The 25,344-nt window shown below is 62.8% G+C and carries 35 protein-coding genes and 1 tRNA gene; all 36 read right to left on the reverse strand.

What is annotated here, in order from left to right:
• Positions 1-37: 37 nt before the first annotated feature.
• Positions 38-220 (reverse strand): hypothetical protein, encoded by a 183-nt coding sequence (locus AC07YZ_RS16890; RefSeq protein WP_494795547.1) that lies wholly within the window; start codon positions 218-220, stop codon positions 38-40.
• The gene (locus AC07YZ_RS16895) at positions 220-462 is read right to left on the reverse strand and encodes a holin (protein WP_494795548.1); all 243 of its coding nucleotides are present in this window, start codon (positions 460-462) and stop codon (positions 220-222) included. The genes AC07YZ_RS16890 and AC07YZ_RS16895 overlap by 1 nt, the downstream gene beginning before the upstream one ends.
• Complete coding sequence (locus AC07YZ_RS16900; protein WP_494795549.1) at positions 459-968, reverse strand: hypothetical protein; 510 nt, start codon at positions 966-968, stop codon at positions 459-461. The genes AC07YZ_RS16895 and AC07YZ_RS16900 overlap by 4 nt, the downstream gene beginning before the upstream one ends.
• The gene (locus AC07YZ_RS16905) at positions 965-1,159 is read right to left on the reverse strand and encodes a hypothetical protein (protein ID WP_494795550.1); all 195 of its coding nucleotides are present in this window, start codon (positions 1,157-1,159) and stop codon (positions 965-967) included. Before AC07YZ_RS16905 ends, AC07YZ_RS16900 begins: the two co-directional genes overlap by 4 nt.
• Positions 1,156-3,186, reverse strand: coding sequence for a hypothetical protein (locus AC07YZ_RS16910; protein ID WP_494795551.1), 2,031 nt, complete (start codon positions 3,184-3,186; stop codon positions 1,156-1,158). Before AC07YZ_RS16910 ends, AC07YZ_RS16905 begins: the two co-directional genes overlap by 4 nt.
• Before the next feature lie 2 nt (positions 3,187-3,188).
• Entirely contained in the window at positions 3,189-3,731 is a 543-nt protein-coding gene (locus AC07YZ_RS16915) for a DUF4376 domain-containing protein (protein WP_494795552.1), read from the reverse strand.
• Between the two features lie 9 nt (positions 3,732-3,740).
• Positions 3,741-4,853, reverse strand: a complete 1,113-nt coding sequence (locus tag AC07YZ_RS16920) for a glycosyl hydrolase family 28-related protein (RefSeq protein ID WP_494795553.1) — start codon at positions 4,851-4,853, stop codon at positions 3,741-3,743.
• A gap of 50 nt (positions 4,854-4,903) precedes the next feature.
• Positions 4,904-6,814 carry a hypothetical protein gene (locus tag AC07YZ_RS16925; RefSeq protein ID WP_494795554.1) on the reverse strand — a complete coding sequence of 637 codons (1,911 nt, stop codon included), beginning with the start codon at positions 6,812-6,814 and terminating at the stop codon, positions 4,904-4,906.
• 9 nt (positions 6,815-6,823) lie between these two features.
• Complete coding sequence (locus AC07YZ_RS16930; protein WP_494795555.1) at positions 6,824-7,846, reverse strand: glycine-rich domain-containing protein; 1,023 nt, start codon at positions 7,844-7,846, stop codon at positions 6,824-6,826.
• Positions 7,786-8,430, reverse strand: coding sequence for a hypothetical protein (locus AC07YZ_RS16935; RefSeq protein WP_494795556.1), 645 nt, complete (start codon positions 8,428-8,430; stop codon positions 7,786-7,788). Before AC07YZ_RS16935 ends, AC07YZ_RS16930 begins: the two co-directional genes overlap by 61 nt.
• Before the next feature lie 3 nt (positions 8,431-8,433).
• Positions 8,434-9,093 carry a hypothetical protein gene (locus AC07YZ_RS16940; RefSeq protein ID WP_494795557.1) on the reverse strand — a complete coding sequence of 220 codons (660 nt, stop codon included), beginning with the start codon at positions 9,091-9,093 and terminating at the stop codon, positions 8,434-8,436.
• Between the two features lies 1 nt (position 9,094).
• The gene (locus AC07YZ_RS16945) at positions 9,095-9,703 is read right to left on the reverse strand and encodes a phage adaptor protein (protein WP_494795558.1); all 609 of its coding nucleotides are present in this window, start codon (positions 9,701-9,703) and stop codon (positions 9,095-9,097) included.
• Between the two features lies 1 nt (position 9,704).
• A complete protein-coding gene (locus AC07YZ_RS16950) occupies positions 9,705-10,130 on the reverse strand; it encodes a hypothetical protein (RefSeq protein ID WP_494795559.1) in 426 nt (141 codons plus the stop codon).
• 66 nt (positions 10,131-10,196) lie between these two features.
• A complete protein-coding gene (locus AC07YZ_RS16955) occupies positions 10,197-10,640 on the reverse strand; it encodes a hypothetical protein (RefSeq protein WP_494795560.1) in 444 nt (147 codons plus the stop codon).
• Positions 10,641-10,700: 60 nt separating this feature from the next.
• Positions 10,701-12,002 (reverse strand): phage capsid family protein, encoded by a 1,302-nt coding sequence (locus AC07YZ_RS16960; RefSeq protein WP_494795561.1) that lies wholly within the window; start codon positions 12,000-12,002, stop codon positions 10,701-10,703.
• 32 nt (positions 12,003-12,034) lie between these two features.
• Positions 12,035-12,934: a hypothetical protein gene (locus tag AC07YZ_RS16965; protein ID WP_494795562.1), complete on the reverse strand. Its 900-nt coding sequence runs from the start codon at positions 12,932-12,934 to the stop codon at positions 12,035-12,037.
• Positions 12,935-13,125: 191 nt separating this feature from the next.
• The gene (locus tag AC07YZ_RS16970) at positions 13,126-13,350 is read right to left on the reverse strand and encodes a hypothetical protein (RefSeq protein ID WP_494795563.1); all 225 of its coding nucleotides are present in this window, start codon (positions 13,348-13,350) and stop codon (positions 13,126-13,128) included.
• A complete protein-coding gene (locus AC07YZ_RS16975; RefSeq protein WP_494795564.1) occupies positions 13,347-15,473 on the reverse strand; it encodes a portal protein in 2,127 nt (708 codons plus the stop codon). The genes AC07YZ_RS16970 and AC07YZ_RS16975 overlap by 4 nt, the downstream gene beginning before the upstream one ends.
• An 8-nt stretch (positions 15,474-15,481) precedes the next feature.
• Positions 15,482-16,960, reverse strand: coding sequence for a TerL (locus tag AC07YZ_RS16980; protein ID WP_494795565.1), 1,479 nt, complete (start codon positions 16,958-16,960; stop codon positions 15,482-15,484).
• Positions 16,961-17,066: 106 nt separating this feature from the next.
• Entirely contained in the window at positions 17,067-17,897 is an 831-nt protein-coding gene (locus AC07YZ_RS16985; protein ID WP_494795566.1) for a terminase small subunit, read from the reverse strand.
• Complete coding sequence (locus tag AC07YZ_RS16990; RefSeq protein WP_494795567.1) at positions 17,875-18,066, reverse strand: crAss001_48 related protein; 192 nt, start codon at positions 18,064-18,066, stop codon at positions 17,875-17,877. Before AC07YZ_RS16990 ends, AC07YZ_RS16985 begins: the two co-directional genes overlap by 23 nt.
• 2 nt (positions 18,067-18,068) lie before the next feature.
• A complete protein-coding gene (locus AC07YZ_RS16995) occupies positions 18,069-18,575 on the reverse strand; it encodes a Gp49 family protein (RefSeq protein ID WP_494795568.1) in 507 nt (168 codons plus the stop codon).
• Between the two features lie 383 nt (positions 18,576-18,958).
• Positions 18,959-19,037, reverse strand: a tRNA-Met gene (locus tag AC07YZ_RS17000).
• Between the two features lie 721 nt (positions 19,038-19,758).
• Positions 19,759-19,980: a hypothetical protein gene (locus tag AC07YZ_RS17005; RefSeq protein ID WP_494795569.1), complete on the reverse strand. Its 222-nt coding sequence runs from the start codon at positions 19,978-19,980 to the stop codon at positions 19,759-19,761.
• Entirely contained in the window at positions 19,977-20,363 is a 387-nt protein-coding gene (locus AC07YZ_RS17010) for a phage protein NinX family protein (protein WP_494795570.1), read from the reverse strand. Before AC07YZ_RS17010 ends, AC07YZ_RS17005 begins: the two co-directional genes overlap by 4 nt.
• Positions 20,360-20,959 carry a hypothetical protein gene (locus tag AC07YZ_RS17015; RefSeq protein WP_494795571.1) on the reverse strand — a complete coding sequence of 200 codons (600 nt, stop codon included), beginning with the start codon at positions 20,957-20,959 and terminating at the stop codon, positions 20,360-20,362. Before AC07YZ_RS17015 ends, AC07YZ_RS17010 begins: the two co-directional genes overlap by 4 nt.
• Positions 20,956-21,210: a hypothetical protein gene (locus AC07YZ_RS17020; RefSeq protein ID WP_494795572.1), complete on the reverse strand. Its 255-nt coding sequence runs from the start codon at positions 21,208-21,210 to the stop codon at positions 20,956-20,958. The genes AC07YZ_RS17015 and AC07YZ_RS17020 overlap by 4 nt, the downstream gene beginning before the upstream one ends.
• Positions 21,207-21,740 (reverse strand): hypothetical protein, encoded by a 534-nt coding sequence (locus tag AC07YZ_RS17025; RefSeq protein WP_494795573.1) that lies wholly within the window; start codon positions 21,738-21,740, stop codon positions 21,207-21,209. Before AC07YZ_RS17025 ends, AC07YZ_RS17020 begins: the two co-directional genes overlap by 4 nt.
• Positions 21,740-22,231, reverse strand: a complete 492-nt coding sequence (locus AC07YZ_RS17030) for a hypothetical protein (protein ID WP_494795574.1) — start codon at positions 22,229-22,231, stop codon at positions 21,740-21,742. The genes AC07YZ_RS17025 and AC07YZ_RS17030 overlap by 1 nt, the downstream gene beginning before the upstream one ends.
• Positions 22,228-22,512, reverse strand: a complete 285-nt coding sequence (locus AC07YZ_RS17035) for an RNA polymerase sigma factor sigma-70 region 4 domain-containing protein (protein ID WP_494795575.1) — start codon at positions 22,510-22,512, stop codon at positions 22,228-22,230. The genes AC07YZ_RS17030 and AC07YZ_RS17035 overlap by 4 nt, the downstream gene beginning before the upstream one ends.
• Positions 22,513-22,843: 331 nt before the next feature.
• On the reverse strand, positions 22,844-23,194 hold the full coding sequence (locus AC07YZ_RS17040; RefSeq protein ID WP_494795576.1) for a ParB N-terminal domain-containing protein: 351 nt from the start codon (positions 23,192-23,194) through the stop codon (positions 22,844-22,846).
• Positions 23,191-23,496 carry a Ref family recombination enhancement nuclease gene (locus tag AC07YZ_RS17045; RefSeq protein ID WP_494795577.1) on the reverse strand — a complete coding sequence of 102 codons (306 nt, stop codon included), beginning with the start codon at positions 23,494-23,496 and terminating at the stop codon, positions 23,191-23,193. Before AC07YZ_RS17045 ends, AC07YZ_RS17040 begins: the two co-directional genes overlap by 4 nt.
• The gene (locus AC07YZ_RS17050) at positions 23,493-23,999 is read right to left on the reverse strand and encodes a recombination protein NinB (protein ID WP_494795578.1); all 507 of its coding nucleotides are present in this window, start codon (positions 23,997-23,999) and stop codon (positions 23,493-23,495) included. Before AC07YZ_RS17050 ends, AC07YZ_RS17045 begins: the two co-directional genes overlap by 4 nt.
• The gene (locus tag AC07YZ_RS17055; protein WP_494795579.1) at positions 23,996-24,214 is read right to left on the reverse strand and encodes a hypothetical protein; all 219 of its coding nucleotides are present in this window, start codon (positions 24,212-24,214) and stop codon (positions 23,996-23,998) included. The genes AC07YZ_RS17050 and AC07YZ_RS17055 overlap by 4 nt, the downstream gene beginning before the upstream one ends.
• A complete protein-coding gene (locus AC07YZ_RS17060; RefSeq protein WP_494795580.1) occupies positions 24,211-24,699 on the reverse strand; it encodes a hypothetical protein in 489 nt (162 codons plus the stop codon). Before AC07YZ_RS17060 ends, AC07YZ_RS17055 begins: the two co-directional genes overlap by 4 nt.
• A gap of 3 nt (positions 24,700-24,702) precedes the next feature.
• Positions 24,703-25,335 (reverse strand): hypothetical protein, encoded by a 633-nt coding sequence (locus AC07YZ_RS17065; protein WP_494795581.1) that lies wholly within the window; start codon positions 25,333-25,335, stop codon positions 24,703-24,705.
• Positions 25,336-25,344: the final 9 nt, after the last annotated feature.

Here is a 25,344-nt window from a genome sequence, read left to right on the forward strand (position 1 = left end):
AGGCGCCACCACAGGTAAGGCCACAACATCCAAAACATCATTTTTCGCCCCTCGTTGCCCATGCTTCCATTGCGGCCAGAGCCCCGACCGGAACCGCAATCGCCGCGAAGATCGCCGCGGCGGAATCCTTGTGCACCAGCGCCACGGCCGTGCCGCACAGCACCAGCAGGGCCACCACCTTGCCGCGCTGGCGCGCGATGGATGCCAGCTGATCGCTCATCACAAGTCCCCCCGCTGGCTGGCCATCTGGGCCATGCGGCGCAGGTGCTCGACATGCTCACGCTTGTCGCGCCGGTTCTGGAAATAGAGATTCGTCAGCAGGCCCAGCACACCAATCAGCAGCCCGGCCAACACGCCGAACTCGCTCGACAGCATCCAGCTGCCAATGGTGGTGGTTGCACCGGTGTAGGCGGCTTTGGTCCCAAGGGTGGCGGCGGTGGCGTCGATGGCGTCGCGGTTCATGCTGCAGTTCCTGTTTTTGTGGTGGAGAAGAATTCGTCGGTCACGATGCGCGCGCCAGGCTGGCGCATGGCCAACGCGAAGAAGCCGGCCGGCGGCATGGTCTGCGGGTCGATCTGGCCGACGCTGGCGCCGCACGCCTCGTTGCAGAACCACCCCGGATTGCTTCCGATGCCGTAGAGCACGGAGCCCAGCGATCCACGCGTGTCGTATGGCTCGCCCAGGTGGTCGAAGAACCACGCCGATGACTGCCGAACATCCCACGTCGGAACGTCCACCGCGATCCAGTGCGCCGGGTTGAGCCGCACGTCCTGTTTGATGCGGACTCCACCGTCCATCATCGAAGCCGACGCGATGTCGGCCACGTCACAGGTGCCATCCAGCAGCATCTCGGTGTGCGTCACGCGCCGGTAGGTGAATGGCCACTGTCCAAGCCTGATCAGCTCGCGGCCGGCGCGCATGCGAAGCCCGTGCCCCTTGTGGTTGCCCGTGTACCCGAGGACGATCATTGCAGTCTCTCCGTGATGGCGTTCAGCCGATCGATGATGTCGGCCGTTGTCGCCGTGCTCGGCAACGGCTGCAGGCGCTCGGCGTTGCGCGCCTGTCCGGTGATGGCGTCCAGCGTCTGCTTGATCGCGCCCAGCGCCGTGTCCAGCAGGGCCTGCCCGGTGCGCACCGATGGGATGGCGGGCTTGCTCATGTCGATGCCTGCGCAAGCTCTGCCGTCGATTCAGCGATGGTGGCGCTGTAGACCTGCACGCTGGCATTGATGCCGACACGCAGCGCCTCGGCCTTGTACTTCCCAGGTAGGCGAAACGGCCGCGCACTGTCGATGGCGCGGGCGAATAGCGCTTGATCGCCCTCGAACAGGATGAACTGCACCTTTCGCTCGGTCGGCGGGTTGTACAGCTGCAGGTTCGATCCGTTGAGCTCGAACGCCAGAAACTCGGCGCTGTTCATGTAGCCGCTCACGGCATCAGGGCCGGCGGCAATCAGGGCCTGGTTTGCCTCCAGGATCGACGTGTCTGGCGGCACGATCTGTTTGTAGTTGGCGTGCACCTGGGCGTGACTGAAATTGCGCGGCACGTCCAGTTGCACCTCAACGCTGGTCCATTCCGACAGGTAGCGGCGCTGGTCATCGGAATCCCATTTCAGGATCTTCGATCCCTGCGCCACGTAGAGCGTGCCGTCGAAATCGTTGCGGAACATCGCGTCGGCCACATCATCGACGGCCACCGCGCTGTCCAGCTCACCGATGTCCAGCACCAGCATCTGGCGCTTCCCGCCCACCGGTGTGTGCACGGCGTAATACTGTCCGTCGTGGAATTCGGCATTGAACGTTTCCGGCGCCAGGGCCTTCCATTCGTCCATCCGGTACAGCGCGCGCGTCATGAGCGTGACGGTTCCACCAGATGCTAGCCAAAGGCCGTCGTGTGATGGGTACAGCATGCCGCCGCCCACATTCACGGCACCCCGTTTGCTCACGCAGGGCGCGTAGGTTTCCATCACGATTGGGCTCATCGCCTCGGGGTCGCTGCCGCTGAACAGGATGGGGTGGCTATCCGTGAGCACCACCACACTGTTTCCGACCGGGCACAGCGCGATGCCTTTGCCGACGAAGCTGTATCGGTTGCTCACCGGCCACGAGTACGGCATGTACGGGTCCGAGAAGCAGAGTTCGTTTTCCACGAGCCCGACCAGGCATCCATTGGGGAGCGCGATCAGGCATGAGAGCTTTGCCGGCGCTGGCAGCGTGTTGAGCGTCGGCAACACCTCCCCCGTCAATGAGACGGCGCTGTCGTTGTAGCTTGTGGTCGCCGCGGCGATCTCGGCCACAAACAGGAAGCTGGCGGCGGTGCCTTCGGTGCGGTAGATGCGCTTGACCATGCCGGTCGTGTTGATCGGCGATACGCGTTCCCAGGTGAGTGTCGGCGTGGTGCCGGCCGGATAGTCGCCGCGCAGAAACTCGACCTCGCTGGTGCCGGCGTTGACGGCCAGCAACCGGAATGTTTCCACGATTGGCGATGCGCCCAGTTCCACTGTGGAGTATGTGAACTCCACGGTCGATCCGACTTGCATGCCAAACACAGAGCTCAAGGTCGCACGCATCCGCCCGCTTCCGAGCGCCGTCCATGCAGACGCCGCACCGCTGTTGGCTGGCGCCGTCTGCATTCCCGTGATGGCCCAGGTGCCGTTCGGAAACCCCGTGTCGAGGTCAGAGGCAGGAGACGGGCCCGACTCTTCGCCCAGCGCCGTCACAAACGTGTAGGCGTAGGACCGCGTGACGTTGGTCCCGGACCCGCCGGACACCGACACCGCTGGTTTGTCAACCGGTGACGGAACGCCAAGCATGAACCACGCTGCAGGGAACGGGCCGGCGCCGTCAATCGCAGTCGTAAACGTGGACATGCGCGGGTCGTGCGCGTCCGACGCCCAGTAGATTCGCCCATCGGCATCGTCGGCGATCAGAGAACCAACCACGTCGGTGTCGTCGGCGAACGTCAGCCAGTTGTCGGAAACTGCGCCATCACCAACGCGCCGATACCGCCAGATCGTCGCGATCGATTCCGCCAGCGTCGTGACGCTAGGCAGCATGCCGCGCAGCGGAACGATGGTGCCGGATGTGAGCTTGATGTTCTTGGCCGACTTGGCGTAGCGCGGCTGCTGCAGGCGCTCGCCAGCGCGCGGGACAGCACCGCGGAATGCCTTGAATGTGATGGCGGCCAAGGTCAGCCCTCGAAAACAGCCGGCCAGCCGGTTGTGATGTCAATGCTCTCCGGGTCGGCAGACGCCAGCACCTGCGCGCGCAGCACCTCGGCTCGCGTGTATGCCAGTGCGTCCAGCAGCTCGATGGCCAGCATGATCCCCTGCGCCAGGTCCACCGTCATCGGCACCAAGCCGTTCTCGGTGGTCTTCCACTGGATCGGCTGGCCAGCCACCGTGAGCACGTCCGCAGCAGCCCCACCCGCAGCCAGCGCGGCCACGGCCTTGGCCTCCAGCCGCAGCATCTTGATGCGGCTGTCCGAGTCGGTTTGAAACCAGTGCCCGCCAGCCTGCACGCCACCGTTTTCCCGACGGCTGCGCTCGGATTTGATCAGCTCCCACACTGCGGCGCGGCGCTCGTCCAGCGTTGGATGTTCTGCGGGCATCGGATCATTTCCGGCCGTCACCCACTGCAGGTACGCCTCGTAATCCATGTTGCCGGGTGCCGTTGGGAAGACCACGCCGGATGGCAGGTGCTGGATGCTGGTGCTGTTGATGATCTGGTACATAGCGGATCATCAGGTCAAATTATTAGCCAGCACAGTGCCAGTGCCACCATTGTAAATACCGGCAGTAGTGTTCTGCCTGAAATTATTTGATGTGACCACGTTGCTGTTGCAGCCTGCCCCAGAAATAACAATGCCGTGTGTCTGCGGGGCAAACCCGGACACATTGCCAGTAATGATGTTATAGCTTGCGCTGTTCAACAATGTGATGCCTCCAAATGAAGCATCTGGCACTCTTCCTCCGCGCCCAAACTGATTCCCGTAGATATTGTTTCCAACCACGGAACAATTCGTGCACCCGTCTAGCAGAATGCCGCCAACGGTGTATGCCTCGGAGAAAGTATTGACGCTGATCAAGGCCCTGGTGCAGTTAACCAGATGCGCCCCCCATCCGGTGAAACTTTCTTCACAACTGTTATTGGTGATTTGGACCTTATTGCCGCCAATAAAAGTTGCAAGCGACCCACCGCAATAAGACGCCCCGTTGCCCGACACTATGAAATCATCACCATCGGTGGTAATCCAAACACCCCGGCGAATCTGGATCATGAGGTTGTTGGTAAACGACCCGTTATTCAGATTCACCGCTTCCAGCGCGGTCATTCTGGTGAACTTGGTGGTGCGGTCCCCTGTAGAAGGGTTCGGCAAAGATGTGCCGATGAATGCCCCGAAGAAGCATTTATCAACAATCAATTGATGCCGATTGTTTGCCCTGATGGCTGCAATATCAGCGGCCATTGCTGGGTCAATGTGAAACCCAAGGCAGGTGATCGTCACATCCTGATTCACTCCCATCGCAGTGTAATCAGGATCAGGCATCAAATTGATCATCGTCCCGATGCTTGAAGCCGTATACAATTTTGAATGAGACCCGCAGCCATACAGCATGTAGTTACTGCCAAGCGGGATATTGACTGTAGCTGTAAGCAAATAAGTTCCGGCAGGAAAATAAACCGCACCACCAGCCGGGATGGAGTCAATCGCCGCTTGGATGGCGGCACTATCAGAAGCAGCCCCATCTCCGACTGCGCCGAAATCTTTAACCGAGACAATATCCCGCAATTTGTCTTGGCAGTCCCTGGAAACTGCCCCTACACCTGATTGCAAAAAAGTACCGTCGCACATTTTGGATTCCTGAAAAATTGAAAGAAGAAATTGAAAATCACTCCGCCCAATTACAACTGGGCCAGAAGCCAAGTATTTGCAGCTGGCACCATGACCGTGGTGTTTCCAGCCACCAACCCCGACCCGCCAGATGCATCAAGGCGCACAGAGTTAAGAACCATATTGGTTACGCTAACAGTAAATCCAGCTATACCGGTTCCAGCAGAGCCAGTGAATGAGTGGCTGCTTGCCGAGATCGACGGCAAGACAAACATCGGCACAGGGACCACGACAGAAACACACGTGACAGCCGACGCAGAGATGGCCTGCCCCATCGGACGGCGGTTATCCATCGGCACCTTGAACCGGCTGCAGGCGAGCAGCACCTCGGCATCGTCTTCGTGCTTGTAGGGTGTGGCCACCGAACCGTGATTGATCCTGGCTTTTGCCAAGTCGAGCGTGACGTTCTGGGCCACCGCGGCATCGGTCCACGAGAACAGAATCAGGTTGTTGCAGCCGGAAGGCACGACACCCGTGAGAGAAACACCATCGGTCAGAGTGTTCGCGGCGAGGGCGTGCGATCCCGTTGCGATCACCGTCAGATTGGACGCCAGGAAGAAATTGCCTGGCGTATAGGTCGCACTGGCCCAGTTGTTGACGACATCGCTGGTCACGACATCCGCCGTTCCGGTCCACGCCAGCAGCGCGTAGCGCACCGTCTCTGCCGCGCTGCACCGAACCCGTCCGAACCGGGCCGTCACGGTCTGGCCTCGAAACGGCTTCGACCGGCTGGATTCGATGATTTGCAGGCGGCCCATGCGTTGCGGTGTGGCCTGCGCCTGCAACAACCGCATCATGAACGGCGTACCGTCCTCGGCGCCCGTGACCGTGCTGGCCGTGACGGCTGCAGTTTGCGTCAGGACGATCCAGCCGTCTTCGGCGTAGGTGTCGTCGGTGCGCGAGCCCAGCGCCTCTTGCGCGATCTGGCCGGTGGCGTTGATGAGGACGTTGCCTGGACCGAACGGGCCCCCATTGAGAGACGGCACGGTGAGGTCCACAGTCATGACCTGGGGGCCGCTTGACTTGTCGACCTTGTTTGCTGCATCAGCTGCAGCTGCCTCGGCTGCAACCTTCGCGGCTTCGGCTGCGATGCGGTCTGCATCAGCATCAGCAGCGCTGGAGGCTGCTGATGCCGCTGACGCTGCTGCTGCAGTTGCGTCGGTATCAGCAGCAGCCTCTGACGCCGCGGCGGCAGCAGCACTCGCGGATGCCTCGGCTGCTTTCGTCGTTGCCGTTCCTGCACCGGTTGTTGCAATGCCGGCCTGTGTGGTTGCCGTAGCTTCTGACGCCGCTGCCGCTGATGCACTGGCAGCAGCGTTTGTTTCACTCGTTGCCGCAGCGTTCTGGCTCGCGAGCGCGGCAGCGGCGCTGGCGGATGCTTCTCCAGCCTTCGTCGTTGCGGTCGTGGCTTGAGTTGCTGCGCTGGTCGCGCTGGCAGCAGCGTTTGTCTCGCTGGTCGCCGCTGCGGTCTGGCTCGCCAGCGCTGCAGCAGCACTCGCCGCAGCATTCACGGCAGATGCATCGGCGGCCTGGGCTGCCGTCTGGGCTTGCTGACCAGCAGCAATCGCGGCCTCGACATTCACCTGTCCGTCGATCTTGCCGGGGTACGGTGGCAACACAGCGATGTCGTGCAGGTTCGCAGCCGCCTGATTCGGCACCACGGCCGTGACCGTCAAACTCTTTCCGGTCTGCGGGTTGCGCATCTTGACGGTGTACGCGGACTCCACCGACCCGAGTTGGTTGGGCCAGAGGTCGATCTGTGCGATGCCGTCAGTGCCGGCCGTGCCAGTCACGCGCGCCGGGACGACGTAGCCCTCGTAAACCTCGGTGGCGTTCAGCAGGCACTCAAAGATGGCGCCTGGAACCGGCTCGCCGGTCTGGTCGTGCATGACGCACACAACGGTGCAAACGGGAAGCGACATCGTTGGTCCTTATGCTGTGTGTGGTGGCGTGTAGGCCGTCAGCGGGTAACGCACGATCACCACGCCCTTGGCGCCAGCGGTTGGCGGGAACCCGGGGAATGCGTCGCCGTTGCCGCCACCGCCACCAGATCCGGTGTTCTGCACAGGCGCTGTGGCGCCGTAGTTCTCCCACTTGGAACCGTTGCCGCCGATGCTGGAACCGCCAAGCCCGGGCTCACCGTTGCCAGTCCCGCTGTCGCTCGACCGGTTGCAGCCGGCGCCACCGCCGCCCGCGGCGCGCGTGACGGCCGCTCCGGTGATGCTGGACACCTTGCCGGGCCCGCCGTTGCCGCCGTTGATGACGGAGATCGCTCCGTAGGCGTTACCGCCAACACCGCCAGCGCCGCCACCACCACCGCCACCGCCCGTTTCCTTGCCGGCCGGGATGTCGCAGTAACCGCCGGCAAACCCGGCACCGGTCTTCGCGCCGCCAAATGCGATGCCGCCGGTGCCGGGCTGGCCAGCACCGCCGCCAGACGCGCCCGGGCGGCCGTTGTAGGTGGCCACCGACCCGTAGCTGCCACCGGCGCCGCCACCTGGCGCGGTCATGCCCGCGAAGCTGGAACTGCCACCGTTTTGCGTGACAGCGCCGCCGACGCCCACCACGGCCGTGTTGCTGCCAACAACAACGAATGCATAGTCGTTTTCCGCCGTACCGTCGCCGCCGCCCAGGTGATCGCCGGCACCGCCGCCGCCGCCTGATCCTGACGAAGGTTTGTTCGTTGATCCACCACCGGCACCACCGCCGACAACAAGTCGTTGGACGTAGCCCTTGAGTGACCCGAGGCGGGTGACAGACAGCGCGCCGTTGTCGTTGAAAACGTGCACGCGCCACGTGACTCCATTGCCATCGGTGAAATCAGAGATGGCCCCGCCAGTGGCCTGCATCGGCACGAAGCCGGTTCCGAACAGAACAGCGTGGATTCCGGCCATCAGCTCAGACCCGATCCAATGATGCGGAACTTGTTCGCGGCTACGCAGAAGATCGAGCACAGCCCATCTTCTTCAATCGTGCGAACCCCGGTCTCTCCGCCGTCCCAAACCAGCGTGACACCAGACATGGGCGTGATCGTTCGACTCGTGACCTCGTTGCAATACACCACAACGATGTCGCCCTTCTCGAAAGTATCGGGAGGGATTTGGATGTTCGATCCGTCGGTATCGACGTGATTGCCGCGGCATTCCACATCCAGTGTCTTGGTGCCTGCCGATGGCGTGACCGACTGCTCTGGGATAGCGCTCCAGTCTTGGGCCAGACTGCGCTCGACATCATCAGCCGTCAGGCGCAGGCCGATGACGGTACCGGATTCGAACTCGATTGCCGTGTACCCCTCTTGCGCGCGCACCACGTTCTCCAGCAAGTCAGAGCCGGCTGTGCGTGTGCGCACCTTCACCACCTCTTTGACGCCGAGCTCGTTTTCGAGGGTGCACTTGAACCAGTCGCCAACCGATCCAGTTCCCATGTCGGCCACCGGGAACAGGTCGCCATAGCCGGCTTCGAGCACGATGGTTGTGGCGGATGCGTTGATGCCGATCGACAGTCGCGCTCGTGAATCGTTCTTGAATTTCTGGACCATGGGTTACTCCGGTTTCGCTGCCACGATGGAGGCCTGCAGCTGCACACCCAGGATCTGCTCGGCGGTCGCCTTGTAGCCGGCGGCCAAGCCGACGTTGTTCACGCCCTCCAGGTCCGTCAGGTAGGCGTAGTACAGAGTCACCATCAGGAGCGCGGTGCTCCATTCGTCGGCAAGGCTGATGTTCCCGCTCACGGTGTCGGAGGCTGCGCCTGGCGACGCCGGGGCCGGGATGTCGGTTGGATAGTTCGAAACCTCCATGTCCACCGCAGTGCCAGCGATTGCTGGCGGGAAGACGTAAAAGACACGGGGCGTGCGAGGGTCGTGGCAGAAATGCACGATCTCCGACTTTTGCGCACCAGACCTCCAGGCCGGGACAGATGCGTCCAGCAGGCTGAGTTCTGTTTTGCTGATGGAGCGCTTGGTGCCGGCGGCATTGCTCGGCACGTCGATGAGCAATGCTGCTGTGGATGGCAGCGACTGCTTGGCACCGGCGACAAGCGGGAACTCCACCATCGCGGCCATGGTGTCCGGGCGTGCCAGGGCAATGTCGCGCTGCGCACGGTTCAGGCATGGAATCAGGTCCGATGCCGGCATGCGCACGCCCGCGGCGTCGTTCATCGCCCGCTGGGCTTCCGAGATGATGGTTGCTGCTGCGACGGTCATGTCAGATTTCCTGCTTCGTCACGCGGTGGTGCTTCGCCCGAATGAAATCGACGTTGGCCGCACGGTTGATGAACGAGGAAAACAAGAGCCCATCGAGCTGGGCCTGGGCCATGTCGCTCCATGGCTGGCGCGGCATGCGCTGCAGCCTGGCCCGGGCTCCGTAGGAGATGGCCTCGGCATGCATGGCGAACACGTCGTCAGACACGCCAGTTGCTGAGCTGGTGGGCTTGAGCACCATCGTCATTTCCACCGAGTCGGTTGCGGCCGGCGTCGGGAAAATCAGGAACTCGCGCAGGTTGTCGTGATACAGCGTCTTGTCGTCAGGCGGGTTCGCTCGCCAGTCGGCCGGCAAGCTGTGCGTGGACTTGATGTCGTAGGGCTCACCGTTGATGGTCAGGCTGTCCACCCGGATGACCTCGGTTTCCAGATCAGGGTCGAACTCGGCGCGGGAGTCGTAGGGAAAGACGTTGGCCGTGCTCACGAACTTCCAGCACGAAGTCTTCTCGCAGAATTCGCGCGCCGCATCGATCAGGTCCGCGTCCACCACGGGAACAGGACAGCCCAGGACGTAGGGCATCACGCGCGGATGGAAGTCGGCCCAGGTCTTCATGTCAGCCGTTCACCGGAAAGGCTTCGGCCAGTTTGGCGCGGATCTTGTCCGGGCCGCTGTTGCCCACGGCAACGTCGGCTTCCTTGGCCAGGGCCTTGAGCGTTGCCTTGTCGAGATCGTCCAGCACCAGCGGGCCGCTCTGGGTCTGCATCACGAACTTGGCCGACGGGCCTTTGTCGCCCTCGGGCGGTTCAACCTGCTCGGTATCTGGCGTGTCGCTGGTTTCATCGGTGCCGACTTTCTGGGCATCCGGTGCTGCGGGTTCTTTCGCAGACTCACCCAGCGCAAACACATCCGGGTGCTTGAGCATCCGCGCAGCCACCGCGGCGTCCTGGATGTCGTGCTCGACGCCGGGGCCCCAGGTCACACCGGTTTCGGCCCTGAAGGCATCCTCGAAAGGCTTCAATCCCACGTACTTGATCTTCATGTCGATCTCCAATGAAAAAGCCCCCCAGCCTTGTGGACTGGGAGGCTTCTTGGTGCCGCTGCCGGATTACTTGACGCCTTCGGCGGCGCCAACCGCCACCATGCAGATGTCGCCGGCCGCGAAGGTTGCAGAAGCGGTGCCCACCGTCAGCGTGACGTAAACGTCCTCCTCGAACTTGATCGGCTCGAACGAGCAGGTCAGCGTGCCGCCAGCCTGTGCCGTGGTCTGGCCAGCAGCGGCAAAGTACGTCGCGTCGGCGGACAAGCCCGAATCACTGTCAACGGCGCGGTAGCCCACGCCGAACACAACGGTTGGCGTGCCGTTGGTGTCGATGTCGTCGCAGCGAATTGCCAGCATGCCCAGGCGCAAGCCGGCGGGCAGCTTGAAGTTGATGACATCGGCGGCGGTCGGGTTGGCCGCCAGCGCAATGCTGTCATCGATCATCACCGCTCGGCCATCGCCGGGCATGTTTTGCGGCGCCTTCGCCTTCTTACCGTAAAGATTTGCCATGATGTGGCTCCTAAAAAGTGAATGGGTTGGTGGCAGCGGGTTGCCCCGCTGCGGTGGTCATCAGACGCTGCGCTTCTTCACGACGCTGTGAATCACGGCCACGCCGAAGTCGGTCACTTCGAGGTCGCCATCGGCGTTCGGCAGCGCCCAGCGCAGCTTGTCTTCCACGCCCATGATCTCGCCGGCCAGCTCGAGGTTGCGCTCGAAGTTGGTCCGGTTCTCGAGCAGGGAGTAGGTTTCCTCGCTGGACTGGTTGGCACCAGATGCGATTGCCAAGGCCTGCGCACCCAGGAAGATCGACGTGGCGACCTGATGGGTGGTGGACAGGCCGGCTGCGATGGTCACATCCGTTTCGGTGCCGGCCAGGCGGTTGGCTGCGGTCACGTGCTTGATCACGTCGCTCGCGTCGTGGCGCACCGCGTACTGCATCTTGCGATGGAGCACACCGTTCCACATGATCGGGGCGCCGCTGAACAGCGGGTGGCGCGACAGTTCGCCGTACTTGGCGCGCTGCATGGCTTCGGCTTCGAACTTGCGCAGGTTGCCGGTGGCCGTGGTGTCGGTCAGCAGCGAATCCCAGGCCAGCGGGTCGTGGTACATCACACCCTTGATCGGGTCATCGCCAGCGGCCGGGTCGCCGGGGATCATGATGGGTGCCATCTTGATCGACATCTCGTCCCAGATCGCAGCGAACTCGTCCAGGTGCGAGAGCTTCAGGCCGTCCGTGGTGGCCACCGATGCCAGTTGCGCGCCGCCTTGGGTCAGGCCGGTGCCGTTGACCACCCAGTGGCGGTTGTACGACGGGGCCTTGATGGCGTTGACCATCATGTCGGCGAACTCGGGATCGGTTGCCAGCGGCAGAACCCAGTCGTTGCTGTTCTGCTTGCCACGTGCACCAGCCAGCAAGGCCAGGCACCGCTGCCAGCGAAAGGCTGGGATGCCGCGCTTGAGCTGGGCCAGCGCATTCAAGCGCATGCTGTGGGGCGTGCGCTGCTGGGTCATCTTTCCGCCTGCGGACACGGGGATGGTGGCCATGTCCAACGTGATGTCCTTGGTGCTGTATTTCAGCGCAGCGCCCTGGCCTTCGGCGTTCTTGTCACCCATGACCGGGCGCAGCTTGACCACGTGTGCGCAGTCGAGTTGCACCACATCACCGGGGCCCTTGCTCAGGTCGTCCACGCGCACGAAAGGCATTTCGGTGGTGGACTGCTGCTTGAGCTTGCGCATCGCGGCGTCGTGGGTGGGCATCGGACCGGTCAGGGCCGACATGGGGGTGGGCTGCTTGACAGCCATTGCAGACAGGGCTTTGGAGAACTGCTTGTTCGCCAGGGCGCTGCCATTGGGGACGGACGTTTGTGCCATTTGAGGCTCCTTGGAAGGGTGTGTGACCCCGCCTACGGAAGAACTGGCAGTCGAGCCATGATCTCTTCATCGCTCATTCGAGCGAAGTCCACGGACGGGGCGGATGCGGGTTGGCCACCGCCGAAGTCGCTGATGCCCTTCGGCCCCGAGGGCTGCAAAGCGGCGATCACGGCGGCGGGGTCTGGGCGGGTTGCGGCTGGTGCCGCGGTCACGTGAGTGGGGGTCGCGCCAAACGCACGCTTGGTGCGGCTGACGGCCTCGGCGAAACGCTCCAGCACAGGCTTGCCGATCCAGTCCGGATCGTTTTCCAGCGCGCGGTCGTAGGCGATGGCGCGCTGCAGCTTGTCCTGCGATGCGGGATCGTGTTGCCACGTGAGCAGATCGGGAACCTGGTCCACCAGCTCTTGCACGTGCGGGTTGAACTCGACCGGCTGGAACTCGTCGGAAACCGCTGGCTGCGCTGCGGGGCGCGTCTCGGCGATCTGTCGGGCAAGTTCCTGCTGCTGAAGGTAGAGCTTGTGCTGCAGTGGGAAGTCGGCCTTCATGATCTCCAGCTCTTCAGGCGTGATCGCCTGGCTGTCCTGGTCGGCGGGCTTCGCCTTGCGCAACTGCTCCACTTCTTCCTTCAGCTTGTCGAGCTCCTGGCGGGCGCGCTGTTCGGCACGGCGCGAGGCGCGCAATGCGGCTTTCACGTCGCCCTGAGGCGGCTCCACGGGCTTGACATCGGCGGCCGGTGTGGCTGCTGGGGTCTGCGTGGCTGGCTCAGTCGTGGCAACCGGTTCGGGTGCTGCCGGTTTGGGCGTCACTTCTTCGGGCTGCTGGTCGTCTTGTGCGTCGGGTTGCATCTCCCCGTCGCCTTCGTCGGCCGTGATCTGCGCCAGGATGGCCTGTTCTTCCGCGTCAAATGCTGGGTGTAGGGGTTCAGTGCTCAAGATTCACTCCTGTCTCGTTTACGGTCGATCACCGAGGGCCTGCGCCCACCGTCCTTGATCCACACCCGGCGCATGGACGATTCGCAACCGGGTGGCTTCCGCGGGATACACACCAAGGCAGTGCGGGGCTGCATGGCGGCGCAAATGCAAAAGCCCGCACGCGGCGGGCTTTACAAGTGATGTGGTTGGGTTTAGTAGGTCTGCAGTCGGGCGCCGACAACAAGGCCGCGAATCGTGCGGTCGCGCAATTTGGCAGTTGGACCGGGCCCGTGCTGGTCATGAACCTTGGTCATGATCTCGGTCAGGATGGCCTCATCGGCACGGATTTCCCTGGCTGCTGCGCGTTTGGGGGCTGCATCGATGGACTTGCGCCACCGGCTCACGGCCTCTTCGACCTTTTGCTGGAATTCGCTCACGCTGCAGCCTCCGCCAGCACCTGGGCCAAGATGTCGTCTTCGTTCGCGGCGTTGGCCATCGTCTGTTCCGTGCGAGCCATCGTCTCGGCCACGTTCGCCTGCGGTTCACCAGCAGCGATGCGCTGTTCGATCAGCATGGCGTTGGCTTCTGACTGTCGCGCGCCGGCCCGGTTGCGCTCTGCGGTGGACACGTGCACGTCCAGTTGAGCGGCGGCCAGTTGCGCAGCGTGCTCCATCTGCTGCTGTTGCATGGCTTGCTGCTGCTGCTCGGCCTGCGCCAGCGCGTTCTTGTCGCCAGGATCCGGCAGGCCCGACACCTTGCGCAGATCGGCGGCCACCTGTTCGCGGTTGTTGACCGAGGTCGATTCGATGTAGGCCGGGGCCAGCACAGCGACGGCCTGAGGGTTGCTGCCCAGCGCCTGGATGATCTGGGCAAGTTGCTGCTGGCTCTGCTGGCGGTAGGCAGGCGTGTTGGGCACTTCGGCCAGCGCGGTCTTGATGCTGGCGTCCGCCACCTGGTTGACCGGCATGCCTTCTGGCGTCCAGTCGTTGAGCACCACAACACGGCGGTTCTTGCCGGCTCCGACCGGAACCTGCATGCGCTCGCCCTTGATGTCTTCCAGAATCTCGTCCACCGCCAGCTCGAACGCAATGCGGCGCGCGTAGGCGTAGTTGTCGTTCATCTCGCCCATGGACTGCTCACCCTGCTCGATCAGCAGGCTGTTGGCAATCCCGGACTGCACCTGGGCGCTGCCCAACTGGTTGGTGTAGCGGCCGGCTGTGGCTTGAATCAGCTCCTTGCTGTCGGCCATCACGGCGAACTGCTCTGGCTGCATGTTCAGGTCGTTGCGAATCTTGATCGCTGCATTGCCGCGGTTCATGCGGGTCGGGTTCGTGATTGCCACGAAGTCCGGCCGCATCACGTTGGCGGCGATGTCGGCGATGCTGTTGTATTCGGGGGCCAGGGCGTCGCTGTCCATCTCCACCTGACGGGCCTTGAGCATCCACTGCACGCGCAAGCGGCGCTCGTTGTACTCATCTTGCGGCGCGATCATGCCGTCGATCAAGCCGTATGGGCTGGCATCCTCGTCGTCGCGGAATGCAAAAAACGGGACGTAGGGGAAGTGGCGCTTCGTCGTGCCTTCGTCAAGCAGGCGGTGCGGGCCGGCGTACAGCGCGCGGCGCACCTGGCTGGTGATGCCCTTGCTGACCTTCACCAGTCCACGGGCAACGGCCTCGACGTGGCGCGGGTCTTTGGCGTCGTATGGCACTGTGCGCGAGCCCATGTGCAGCACCACGACCTCAGCCGGCACCCGGTACCAGACTTCATACAGCCTGATCATCTTTCGCGCCGAATCCACCCAGTCCCATTTCTTCACCACCAAGTTGAAGCGGCTCTCGCGCTCGTAGGCGCTGGACAGGTCGTAGTCCTCGGGCTTGCCCAGCAGGGCGCCGTCGTCTTCGCTGATCTCAGCCCAGCCGCTGACGCTGCGGCGCAGGACGGCGCGGTGCTGCGGCATGCCCGCTTCCAGTTCGTCCAGGTCCACCATGCGTTGGCGCACCACCCACCGGCAACGGTGATCGAACACAACGCCCTTCTGGCCGCGCCAGTCCCACCAGATCTCATCCATGGGCACCGACTCGAAGCGGTACGGGTAGGCCAGCAGGTCGCTGCTTCGGCTCACGTGCACCCAGCCGATGCCCTTCTTGACCATCGACGCATAGGCTTCGCTGACCGCCATGTGGGCGCGTGTCTCGCGCTCCAGCTCCTTCAGGCGGTGGCTGACCACTTCGGCCACATCGGCATAGCTGTCGTCGTCGGCCTCGATCTTGATGTCCGTGCGGCTCTTGGCTTCCTGTCCCAACACCGAGTTGATCACCGGGCGGATCAGGTTGATCGCGCGCTCTTCGAGGTCTTCCTGCCGGATGTGCCACTTCTGCAGCTCGCTCAACTGCTTGCCGTCGTAGTAGGCCGCGGCCATCTTGGCGCGCAAACGCCACTCGGGCTGCTCCATGCAGTCGCGCAGCATGCGCTCAAGACCGTAGAGCGAGAACGCACCACTCCCTGCGAAGTCGCGCGATGCATCGCCGGCTCGATCTTCGTACTGGGGGGTTGGCTTCATCAAATACCTCATCTGCGTCGGAACGCTGCAGCGCTCGACTTGCTTTGTGTGAGTCCGCGCATCTCGCGGTAGGCCTTTGCAACCTCTTCGGTGTCTGCCGAATGGACCGTGATCGCCGCCGTCCCTTCGCCACCACCCAGCATCAGGTACTGGCCAGCTTCGCAAGGGTGCGACTGCGCGTTCTTCTCAGGCACATCGCGATACCGCTCTTCGCCAGCGATCTGCATGCGTCGGAACTTGTAGGCACCCTGCATGCCCTTGCGGGTCACCTTGCAGTCGCTGTGGATCAGAAAGCCTGGCTCTCCGTCGATCATTCGGCGCAGCGGGTTCGCCACGGCCTCGGTTCTGATCGCAAAATCGTTCGTGTGCGCCGGCTCGGCTTTGATGTCGTTGGCGTCCAGAAGCTGGAACACCGTGCGCTCTTCGCTGTCGCCAGCCTGGCGCTGATCGCCGGCCGGGTCGCCTGTGATCCGCCCGATGGTGAAACCATCCAAGTTCTCGCGGATGAAGTCCTTGAGGTTGTTCGCGAAGCGGATCACACCGGTATCAGTGGTCACCAGCTCATACCGCCAGCGCCACTGCCCGTTCACCATGCGCTGCCCAAAGATCGCGGCCGGCGTCAACCCGAAGTCCAGCCCGATGTGCACTGGCAGGCCTTTGATGAACTCGAAGTCCTTGCAGTGCACCGAGTCCCGATAGTCCGGGTACACCGGCTTGCCATCGGCGACAAACCCGTATTCGTTGGCCAGGTTGACCTTGATCCAGCTCTCGGTCTTGCCCTCGGCGCCCTTGACGTAGTAGCCCAACGGCAGGTTGTGCACGTTCTCTGCCAGCGGGTTCAGCTCCCATGGAGCGTCTGGGCTTTTGCGGGTCAAACCGCCCGGCTGCTTGAGGAACGTCCAGCCACTCGGTTTCAACTCTTCGCTCAGCCGGTACAGCCAATGGTCGGTGTCTGGCGCGTTGGTGTCGCCGAACATGCCGTACCAACTGACGTTCTGCGGGAAGCGGCCAATCCGCAAGTCCACCATCTCAAGGATCGGGAACATCAGTTCCTTGACCTCGTTCAACCAAGCGAACGTGAGCTGCATCCCTCGCAACTTCTTCACGTGGTCCGGTCGGTCCAGCGCCAGGAAGATCATTTCAGCGTCAACCGTGGTGCCGTCGTCGAGTTTGAACTTGAGCCGGTGCGTCGGTGGCTCCATGCCGCCCTTGGAGAACTTCCCCAGCTCGCCGAACATCTCCAGCCAGTCCTTGATGGTCGTGCCGAACAGGTCCGGGTAGGTGTTCCGCACCGCCAGGCCGCGCGTCCTGCGCACGCCATCCGAGTCCGGCGCCTGATCCAGCATCACCCGAAAGCTCTTCCAGCAGCTCGCATTCGTCTTGGATGATCCGAGCGGGCCGGTGATGATGGTCCGCTGCTCTTTGCTCAGCAGGTAGCGCTCCAGCGTAGGCCCCTGCGGCTTGTAGGCGAACTCGATTTCAGCCATTTTCAGGCACTTTGAATACTTGTGAACTACACATCACGCATTGGTGACGGTGTTTTCTCGGGATTTCCGAGACCGAGACGGCGCGCACTGAGTACCTTGGTATCAATTACGCCTTGCCGGTGAAGTCTTTGACCCGCACCGTTGGCATGGTCAGCTCGATCTTGTCGTTGTACAGACCCATGTGCCTGAACATCTTGTCCATGGCTGAGTCCTTGCTGTGCAACTTGACCTCCAAGCCGTCCTTGGTTTCCTTGATGCCGGCAAACAGGCTGGCAGCGGCTTTGCTGACCTTGCTCGTGTCCTTGAACACCGTGCGGCCAACACCCTCACCAAAGCACTCAGGGCATTCAGGATGAGGCTCCAGGCGTTTGTCGTACCCGATGCCGCCCTGCGGGTCGAACTCACCGGGAACAGGTTTTCCGTCCTCAATGGCCTTCTCGCACTTGGCTGTGTAATCCGCCTCGTAGCGTTCGAATTCGCCTGCTGTTCTCTGGTAGCGGTGATCCTTGCCCCAGCAGAACCTGCAGCAGCCCACGCGGTAATCCATGAACTCGCGCGGGTCGGCGGTCATGATCGCCCAAGCCTCGCGCAAAGTAGCTTCTGCCGATACTTGGGCCGCTTCAATGGCCGGTTGGCGCAGGATTTTGAGCCTTGCCGCTATCTTGCTGTCATCAATCAGGTCTTTCGCCCTGCGATTGATCGTGGCCGGGTTGCTCTTTCCTGCATCGTAGGCTCTGCGATATGCCTCGCTTGCGTTCCCGGTTTCAAGGTACGCGATGCAGAACGCCTCCTGCTTTGGCGTGAGAGTTGATTGATCGGGCGCTGATGCGCGCGGCGTGGCCTCTATCGAACGTGGCGCCCTGGTTCTGCCTGTTTTTTGTGCAGTCACCAGCTTCTGAGCCAGTTTGGACATCTCAGAACGCGGCGATGCGCTCATTCAGAACTGCGAGGTAGCTGCGCATGTGGTTCAACTGGCGAACCATGCGGGCCTGCTCATGGGTGTCCAGGGTTCGGAAGAGGTCCGAGCCCGTGAAGGCATCCAGCTTCCCGGTGCGCGCGGCCAGATCATCGCGCTCTGCGATGACGCGCTCTTGGTGTGGTGCCATGTTTATGCTGCCTGGCGTTTATCTTTGTCCGGGCAGTTGGTACATCCCATGTTGGGACCATAGGTGCAGCGCGACGGACGCGGAGTTCCGGCCAGATCGGCGGCGGCATCGGCTTCGGTCAGGATCAAGCCGCTGGGCTCGGGCCATTCGGCGGCGCAGTCTGGTCCGTTGGCCAAGTTGTAGAGGTTGTCACGCAGGCGGAAGCCAAGAAGATGCCAGACCTTTGCCACGGCGTTCTCGCGTGCGATGCGCCTGCCGATCTCGGCATTGAAATTCTCCGGGCTGGCGCAGGCGCTCTCACCGGTCACGGTGAATCCGTTGCGCAGGACCAGCACGCAGAAGGTCAGCAGAGCGAGGCTTGGCAGCTGTGGACAGCCGGCGGTGGCCTTGTCTCCGGTGAAGAAGTACTCGCCGGCGATGTTCGCCTCGATCTCTGCGAGGGTGACCCGCTGGGCCGAGTTGGCGCCAGCGACTTGAATGGCTTGCTCGGTGGATTGGTCTTCGCTCATGGTACGGTCCTCTGTGGAAAAAGGCGCCCGGTCCTGGGTGGTGTCCGGTGTCCGGGCGCGAAATGCTGCGCGTGAAAAAGCCCTGTAAGAAGCCACGCAGCAGGAGACAAAGGTTGCTGGATCAGGCCCGCCCGGGGTTGGTAGCCGGATTGGGGCAATGTGCCCCGGACGGGTTTTCTGACGGAGCCCGTTTTCCCACGGTGCTCTTGGGCCTCTGCGCCTTGTGGGCGCCCCGCTTCTGTTCCCGTGGTGGGTTCGTTGGGCGGCCTGGGCCTTCACGGATGCCTGAGCGAGCCCCGTGTCAGTGAGATGGGAGGGTTTGGGTTTGGTGCAGGGCCTGGACCTGAGCGTGATGCTGTGGTTGGAGTCCGGCGCCTGCGTATTGGTTGCGGTGGTTCGAGTCGAACGAACTGCCTCCGGGGTATGAACCCGGCGCTCTCCCACAGATGAGCTACACCGCCAGAAACGACGAATCCCGCCAAGTGCGGGCTTCTGTGATTGGCTCCGGGAGCTTTCACCCGGATGCGTTGTCAGGCTCAACCCTGCTTGGATGGTGTTGGCACTATCCCATTCCTGGGTGCCCCTGTGCAGGGGGTGTCCACTTCCGTGGTGACCTCATGCGAGGAAGTCAACGCCATCAAGTGTGCGCCCTGCTGGCAGGGTACACACTGGCCGTTGCTCACATTGAGGCGGGTAACTCGCCGGCAATGTTATCTACCGCAGTCTCGGCCAGCGGTCGGGAGTCGAACCCGCACACTTGATGGCTCTCAGCAGAGGCACCAACCCCTTGAAGGTCTCGACCGGGCCTTACGTGGGCGACCGGAGGCGTTCTGCAGAGATTCCGGGGGCACGGCCGTGAGCACAGCCGGCATTCCCTGCGCGTGATTCTATGTGCTGCCGTTTTTTTGTGCAACAGAATCTATCAACTGCCGTCTGTCGGCCCTCATGACCGACCTCCATCAGTCCGGCTGCGGCATCGGCCCAGCCCATCGCCCGCCCCAGCTTTTCACTGTGCCACACTCTGGCGCGTTGACAAATCCATCAGCACGCAACTCGCACGCCTCCAGTGGCTTGGTTGGGTCCCTGAAAGCGGATACCTGAACCATCGCCACTTGAAGCCCAGTCAGATCGCCGCCTTGCCAGTAGTAGAAGCCTGGGTGTGTTGGGGGCGTTCTCGTCCATTTCATAGCTCAGTCCTCGGAAGCCTCTCAGCGGATTCGTCCGGGATGATCTTGACCCCGAAGAGGTTGGTGAACGGGCCGGCGATTTCGCTCGACCCAAACTGGCGGCGCGGCGCGTTGATGTCGTCTGGGTGCATGCGCCGGCTGGCCTGGATCGGCGGCATGGAGCCCATCATCTGCTTTGCCTCGATCATCCGGGCCAGGATTTCGGTTGCGGTGCTCACAACTCCACCTCGTCACCCAGCTTGTAGGCCACGTAGGCGCGCATGGCGGCGATCAGGGGCACCTCCCCTCGAGCTTGAATCATCGGCTCGCTGGCGCCGCGGCCCGTGCCGGCATTCGTCGTTCCATCGCCCAAGAATGCACGCCAGTCCCCAGCCTGCGCCGCCTGCACCGTGATCCGCTCGCGCTCGATGATCGGCCCGCCATGCGCCCAGTTGGTCGATGGCGTGAAATTCAGGTATGGAGGGTAATGCGTCGGATGCGCATCGTGGTCAGGATTTGACACAACAGGCACTCCATCAACCAATAGAACTCTGAAGCCACCAGCCTTCGCCACAGCCGCATCCAGGATCACCCCGGTCATTTCACTGGTTTTGTGTTTCACGTCGTCTCCTTCTTCGGCGAAAAGTGCCGCAGCTTGCCCCGCATCTGCGCGCGCGCGGCGTTCACGCAATCCCCAATGTAGCCCACCAGCACCGGCAGCTCCACCCCGCTTCCGCTGGATCGCAGGCCAGACCCCTGGCAAGCTGGGCACCGGCGACCGGACAGCGTTGGTGTGTCCTTGATCACCTCGAATTTCCGGCCATGGCACAGCCTGCATGTGGGGTCCAGCCACCACAGCAGCGCGGTCATGGCCTTCTCGGTCGGTTGCTTGTAGCCCTGGCCCTCACACCAGTCGGTCAGCGCGCCGCGCACCTCAGGCAAGGTCTTGAGCTTGCCCAGCAGGATCTTGTTCTCGTGCTCCAGCCACTTTGCTGCTTCGGCCTTGCTCACGGCCTTTGACTTCGATGCGCGCGGCTTCTCAACCCCGTCCCATTCGCTGTGCAGCCGCATCAAGGCGGCGCCCGTTCGGCTCTTCGACCAGCCCGCGGCAATCAGCATGTCGCCCGGCCCACTGGTGCGCTCCTGAACCACCAGGCTGCTGGCGTGCGTGGCGTTGCTGTACCTCTCGGTGATGTCTGGCTTCTCGTTGTCGGTCATGCGCTGCCTTTCGTGTGGTTCTTGATCTTCTTGGACCACTCGCGCACCAGCGCGTGGCCTTCTTTTGTTCTGTCCTCACCGAACACCTTGACCAGCGCGGCCAGATATTCGGGTGTCGTGTAGCCCGCGGCCTTGCTCGCATGCAGCTCACGGCCGTTGGCCAGAGCACGGGCCTTGCAGTTGTCGCAGTTGGCGGCGTACCGGCCGGTGAACGGGTTCTTCTCGGCCACGGTGCAGGATTCGCAGCTCATGCGGCCACCTTCGCTTTCTCGTCCAACATCTTCTGCCGCTGCTCGGTTGCATGAACCATCTGAGCGGGGCTGCTGGCCTGCAAGATATCCTCGTAGACCATCACCGCATCCCCCAGCGCGATCTGCTCGGGCCGAGTCGTCGCCCATCGGCCGAGGTGGTTGCGGCGCACCTGAATGCTGCGCAGCGCCTCGTTTCCAGCCTTCAGCTTCGGCAAGGCGGGGTTCCCTACCTCGCCACCGATCTCCAGACTTCGAATCAGCGCCACACCAAGCGCATGCGCCAGCAGATCGAATTCCGCCGACTCTTCCGGCCTGAGCTTGCTGCTCACCAACGCCCCAAGCGCCTGGTTCACGATGTTGCGCGCGTTGTCGGCGGCACACTGAGTTCCTGGCAACCAGCTGCCGGGAATAGGCTCGTCGGTGTACGGCCGGCAGCGCTGCAGAGTGTTCATGAATTCGGCGCCGTTGAATGTCCTTGCGCCTGGGTTGCCCAATCGCTTTCTGGCGTAGACGGTCATCTTCTTGCCCATCAGCGTGCTCCCAGGCCGACGAATGGGCTTCGGATATCCTTGCGAGCTCGGCCCGACCGGATCGCCTTCGTGTGCGACAGGCTGATGCCGGACGCTTGCGCGGCTTCATCGCATGTGCCATCGAACTCCCTGCAGCGCTTCACCATTTCATCGGTGATGTGGCTCTTGGCGCGCAATGCCAAGGTCATCTTCAGCAGCGCGTCAGGTCGGTTGAACACGCCGCGCCGCGCCGCCATCTGGGCGCGCACCTTGGCCGTCACGTTCACCGAGCACTCCGGCGATACGCACTGTGTGCAGCCACAGCCTGCAGCGGCCTGCAAGCCATCCGGCACCGGGGCCCCGTCGACCAACTCACGCACCACGCGGCGCACGGCCTTGGTGCTCCCGTTCCAGTGCATGGTCGGGCGACCACGGTCATCCATGGCGCCGGTCCAGATCCAGCAGGGCCCGTCCTTTTCACAAAGCGCTTCGATTTGTTCCAGTGTCTTCATGGCAGTTGGCAGTGGGTTTCCCGGCTCAAGGCCTTTTCGATGGTTCGGACGTGCACGCCGTGGCGCCTGGCCAGGGCTTCGTTGCTCAGGTTCTCGCGGATGTGCTTCATCAGCGCCTCGCGCTGGCGCTTGGCGCTGCGGATGTCGATCACGTCCATGTCCAGCAGCTTGGTCTGTGGCAGTTCCTGGCCGCGTGGTGCGAACTGGCTGGCGTCTCGCAAGTAGGTGTCGCGGTCGATGCGGTGGCGGCTTCCGCGGCGAGGTGCGGTGTAGGTGTTCATCGGCTGCTGATCCTCGTCATCTTTCCGCAGTGGTCGCACTTGGTCTTGGATCGTTCTGCCAAGCGTTTCGACTCTTCCATGTACGCGGTCCGCGTTCGCATCCACTGGCTTTCCTGGTGCATGAGGTTTTCGAGCACGAACATCGGACTCACTTCCCCTCCGCAGGACAGGCACTTGCATTTGCCGCCCTTCACATCGACCTCAAACGGTCCGCGCCAATGCGAGCACGTACCCACTGGGACAGGCTGCAGGAACGACTCGCCGACGGGCTCTCGTTTCTTGATTGGCAGCTTGAGGATGTTGTCCCCGCTGGCATCGATTGGGGGTAGGTTCATGCCTCATCCACCCGGCAAGGCGAAGGGTTCTCATCGAACCGCACCGCCTTGATTGTTGGGAGGCCCTGCCACATGCACTTCATGATCCGGTGCCTGCCGTCCATGATTTCGCCGTCCTCGTCCAGAATGATCGGCATTGACAAGTCGGCGGCTTCGATGGCCTTGATGTGCATGACCAGCTCGCGCATGGTCAGCTTGTTGTAGGTGTGCCAGACGCTCAGGTGGTCGAGCGGCACTTCCATCACGGGAAGGTCTTTCGACAGCGCAAACAACCGCGGCACGCTCCAGTGGTGCCGCCCGATCTGCGCCATCTGGTCTTTGGGATCGATCCAGGGTTTGATCTTCATGCGGCCTCCTTGACCATGGCAGCGACCATCTCGATCAGCGCTTCCTGCTTGCCGTAGCGCTGCTCGAACCTGGCTTTGTAGGGGTGAACCGCGATCAGGCCGGGAACTCCGGTGCCGTCTTGGTGGTGGCCGGCGCACAGAGCAAGCACGCGCTTGTGTGCACCTGGTTTGGTCCGGCCGTCTACGTGGTGAATCGAAACCTCGGGCGAGTGGTTGCCGTCGAGTCGGCAAGCGATGCAGCCGAGCGCTGCGATGCGCGTCCACAGCGCGCGCTCGGCTTTGGTAGGGGTTGAGCCTTTCATGCGGCCACCTCTTCATTCGCCCGGCGCGCCGCGTCCTGCCAAGTGGTCTTGATGACCTCGCCAGTCTCAGGGTCCACGAACTTCTCGCCGAAGTAGCAGCCGTTCTCAGCCCCCCAGCTGTAGAGCCATTCGATGAATTCGTTGGCCTCGCGCTTGCCGAAGTTGCGCGACAAGATGCCGACTTCCACAACCCCGTTGCTGTCGAGGTTCGGGATGATCCGGCCCGTCGCCTTGTGCGTCTCGCGCGCGAACTTGTCCAGCAGCAGGCGCTTCCAGTCCGATGAATCCCACTTCGATCCAAGGTGCTGGGCCTGCTCGGCAATGTCGCCGATCATGGCGTGGTACTTCACCTCCTGATCGCGCGTCTTGGACACCTCTGACACCTTGAGCACCTGCGAGTGACCGGCGTCGGCCATGGCGATGATCTGCGGGCCGACTTGCTTGGTGAGCATCAGCCGCGCCCTGGTGCCATCGCCCGGGATGAAGAAGGTTTTTGCAGTCATACCGCCTCCGAGAATTGAAGTTCGTACTGCCGGCGCTCTTCCCGCGTCATCGCGGTCTTGAGCGCAGGCCCTGGTCGCACCAGCCCGCGCTTCTCGCGCGCCAGCTTCACGAGGCCAGACTTGCGCGCGCAGAACGGGCCGATGGGCATGTCTCCGATCAGCACAGCGGCGGCTTGCAATGGGCGGCTGCAGAAGGCGCAGGTCATGGCGGTCATCCGAGCCTCGTTTTCCCGAAATGCGCGAGCAGCACCGCCTCGGCACGGTTGTGGTCCAGCTTGCGTTTCAGGCTGTCGGCCACGGCCGGGTACAGGGCGCGCGCCTTCTCCAGCGACTGCGCCTTGTCCGACTTGAGGCCGTAGATGCGCTTCCAGGTCTGCGATCCCACCAGGCGCGTGTCGATGCGCAGAACGCTCAGAACCGCCTCGATGGCACCCTTGCTGTGCATCAGGCTGGTGTTTGCTCCTGAGCCCGACACGTTCGACGGCATGGCGTGCACGTCCTCCAGCACCGCAATGCAGGCTTCCTCGGCGGGCACCAGTTGACGCAGCAGACGGGCCAGCGCGTAGCCGTGCACGATGCGCTGGGTCCGTCCGCTGCCAGGCAGCTCCTGCGTCGGGATGTCCACCACCATGACGCCACCGATGCCAATGGCCGCGATGGCGCCAGACACGCCTGGGTCAATGCCGAGAAAGATCGTCATGGCTCAGTGCACCGCTGCAGCTTCGTCACCGGGCACCACGCCGGCCGTGAACACGTCTTCGACCGTCAGCGGTGCGTCCTCCTCATCCATGCCCGGCAGGATCAATTCGGGCTCTTCGTCGTCGCCATCGGTCTTGACCTCGGGCGGCGTCATCTGCACCTTGACCTCCTGGCCGATCAGCATGGCCAGCTTGCCGATGATGTGTTCCGTCAGACCCTTGTTGGTCTGCACGCGGAACTTCATCGACACCGTGCCGCCCTCTTTCATCTCCAGCACGAACTTGCCGATGTCGCAGGACGGCAGCACCAGCGCGCTGTCTTCGTCCAGGCCATAGTCGATGGCAAAGCGGTGGCCGATCAGCTCGGTGCCCAGCTTCAGCGGTGCGAGCTGGCTGAACCGCAGCAGCGGCTTGGCGCTGATCTCGAAGCCATCGATGGTCACCTGGCTGTCGTCGCCGCCTTCGGCCGCTTTGTAGAAGGCGTCCAGCATGCCGGCCTGGAACTCGTCCAGCACCGTGTTGGGCGCGTCGTAGCAAATGCTGATGTCGATGGCGCTCACGCTTTCATCACCGTGCTTTTCGATGCGGGTGTTCAGGTTGGCCAGGGTTGCGAAGGTGGGTTTTGCGAGGGTGAACATGGGGGGGCT

Source organism: Hydrogenophaga sp. GW101-3F08 (assembly GCF_059424585.1).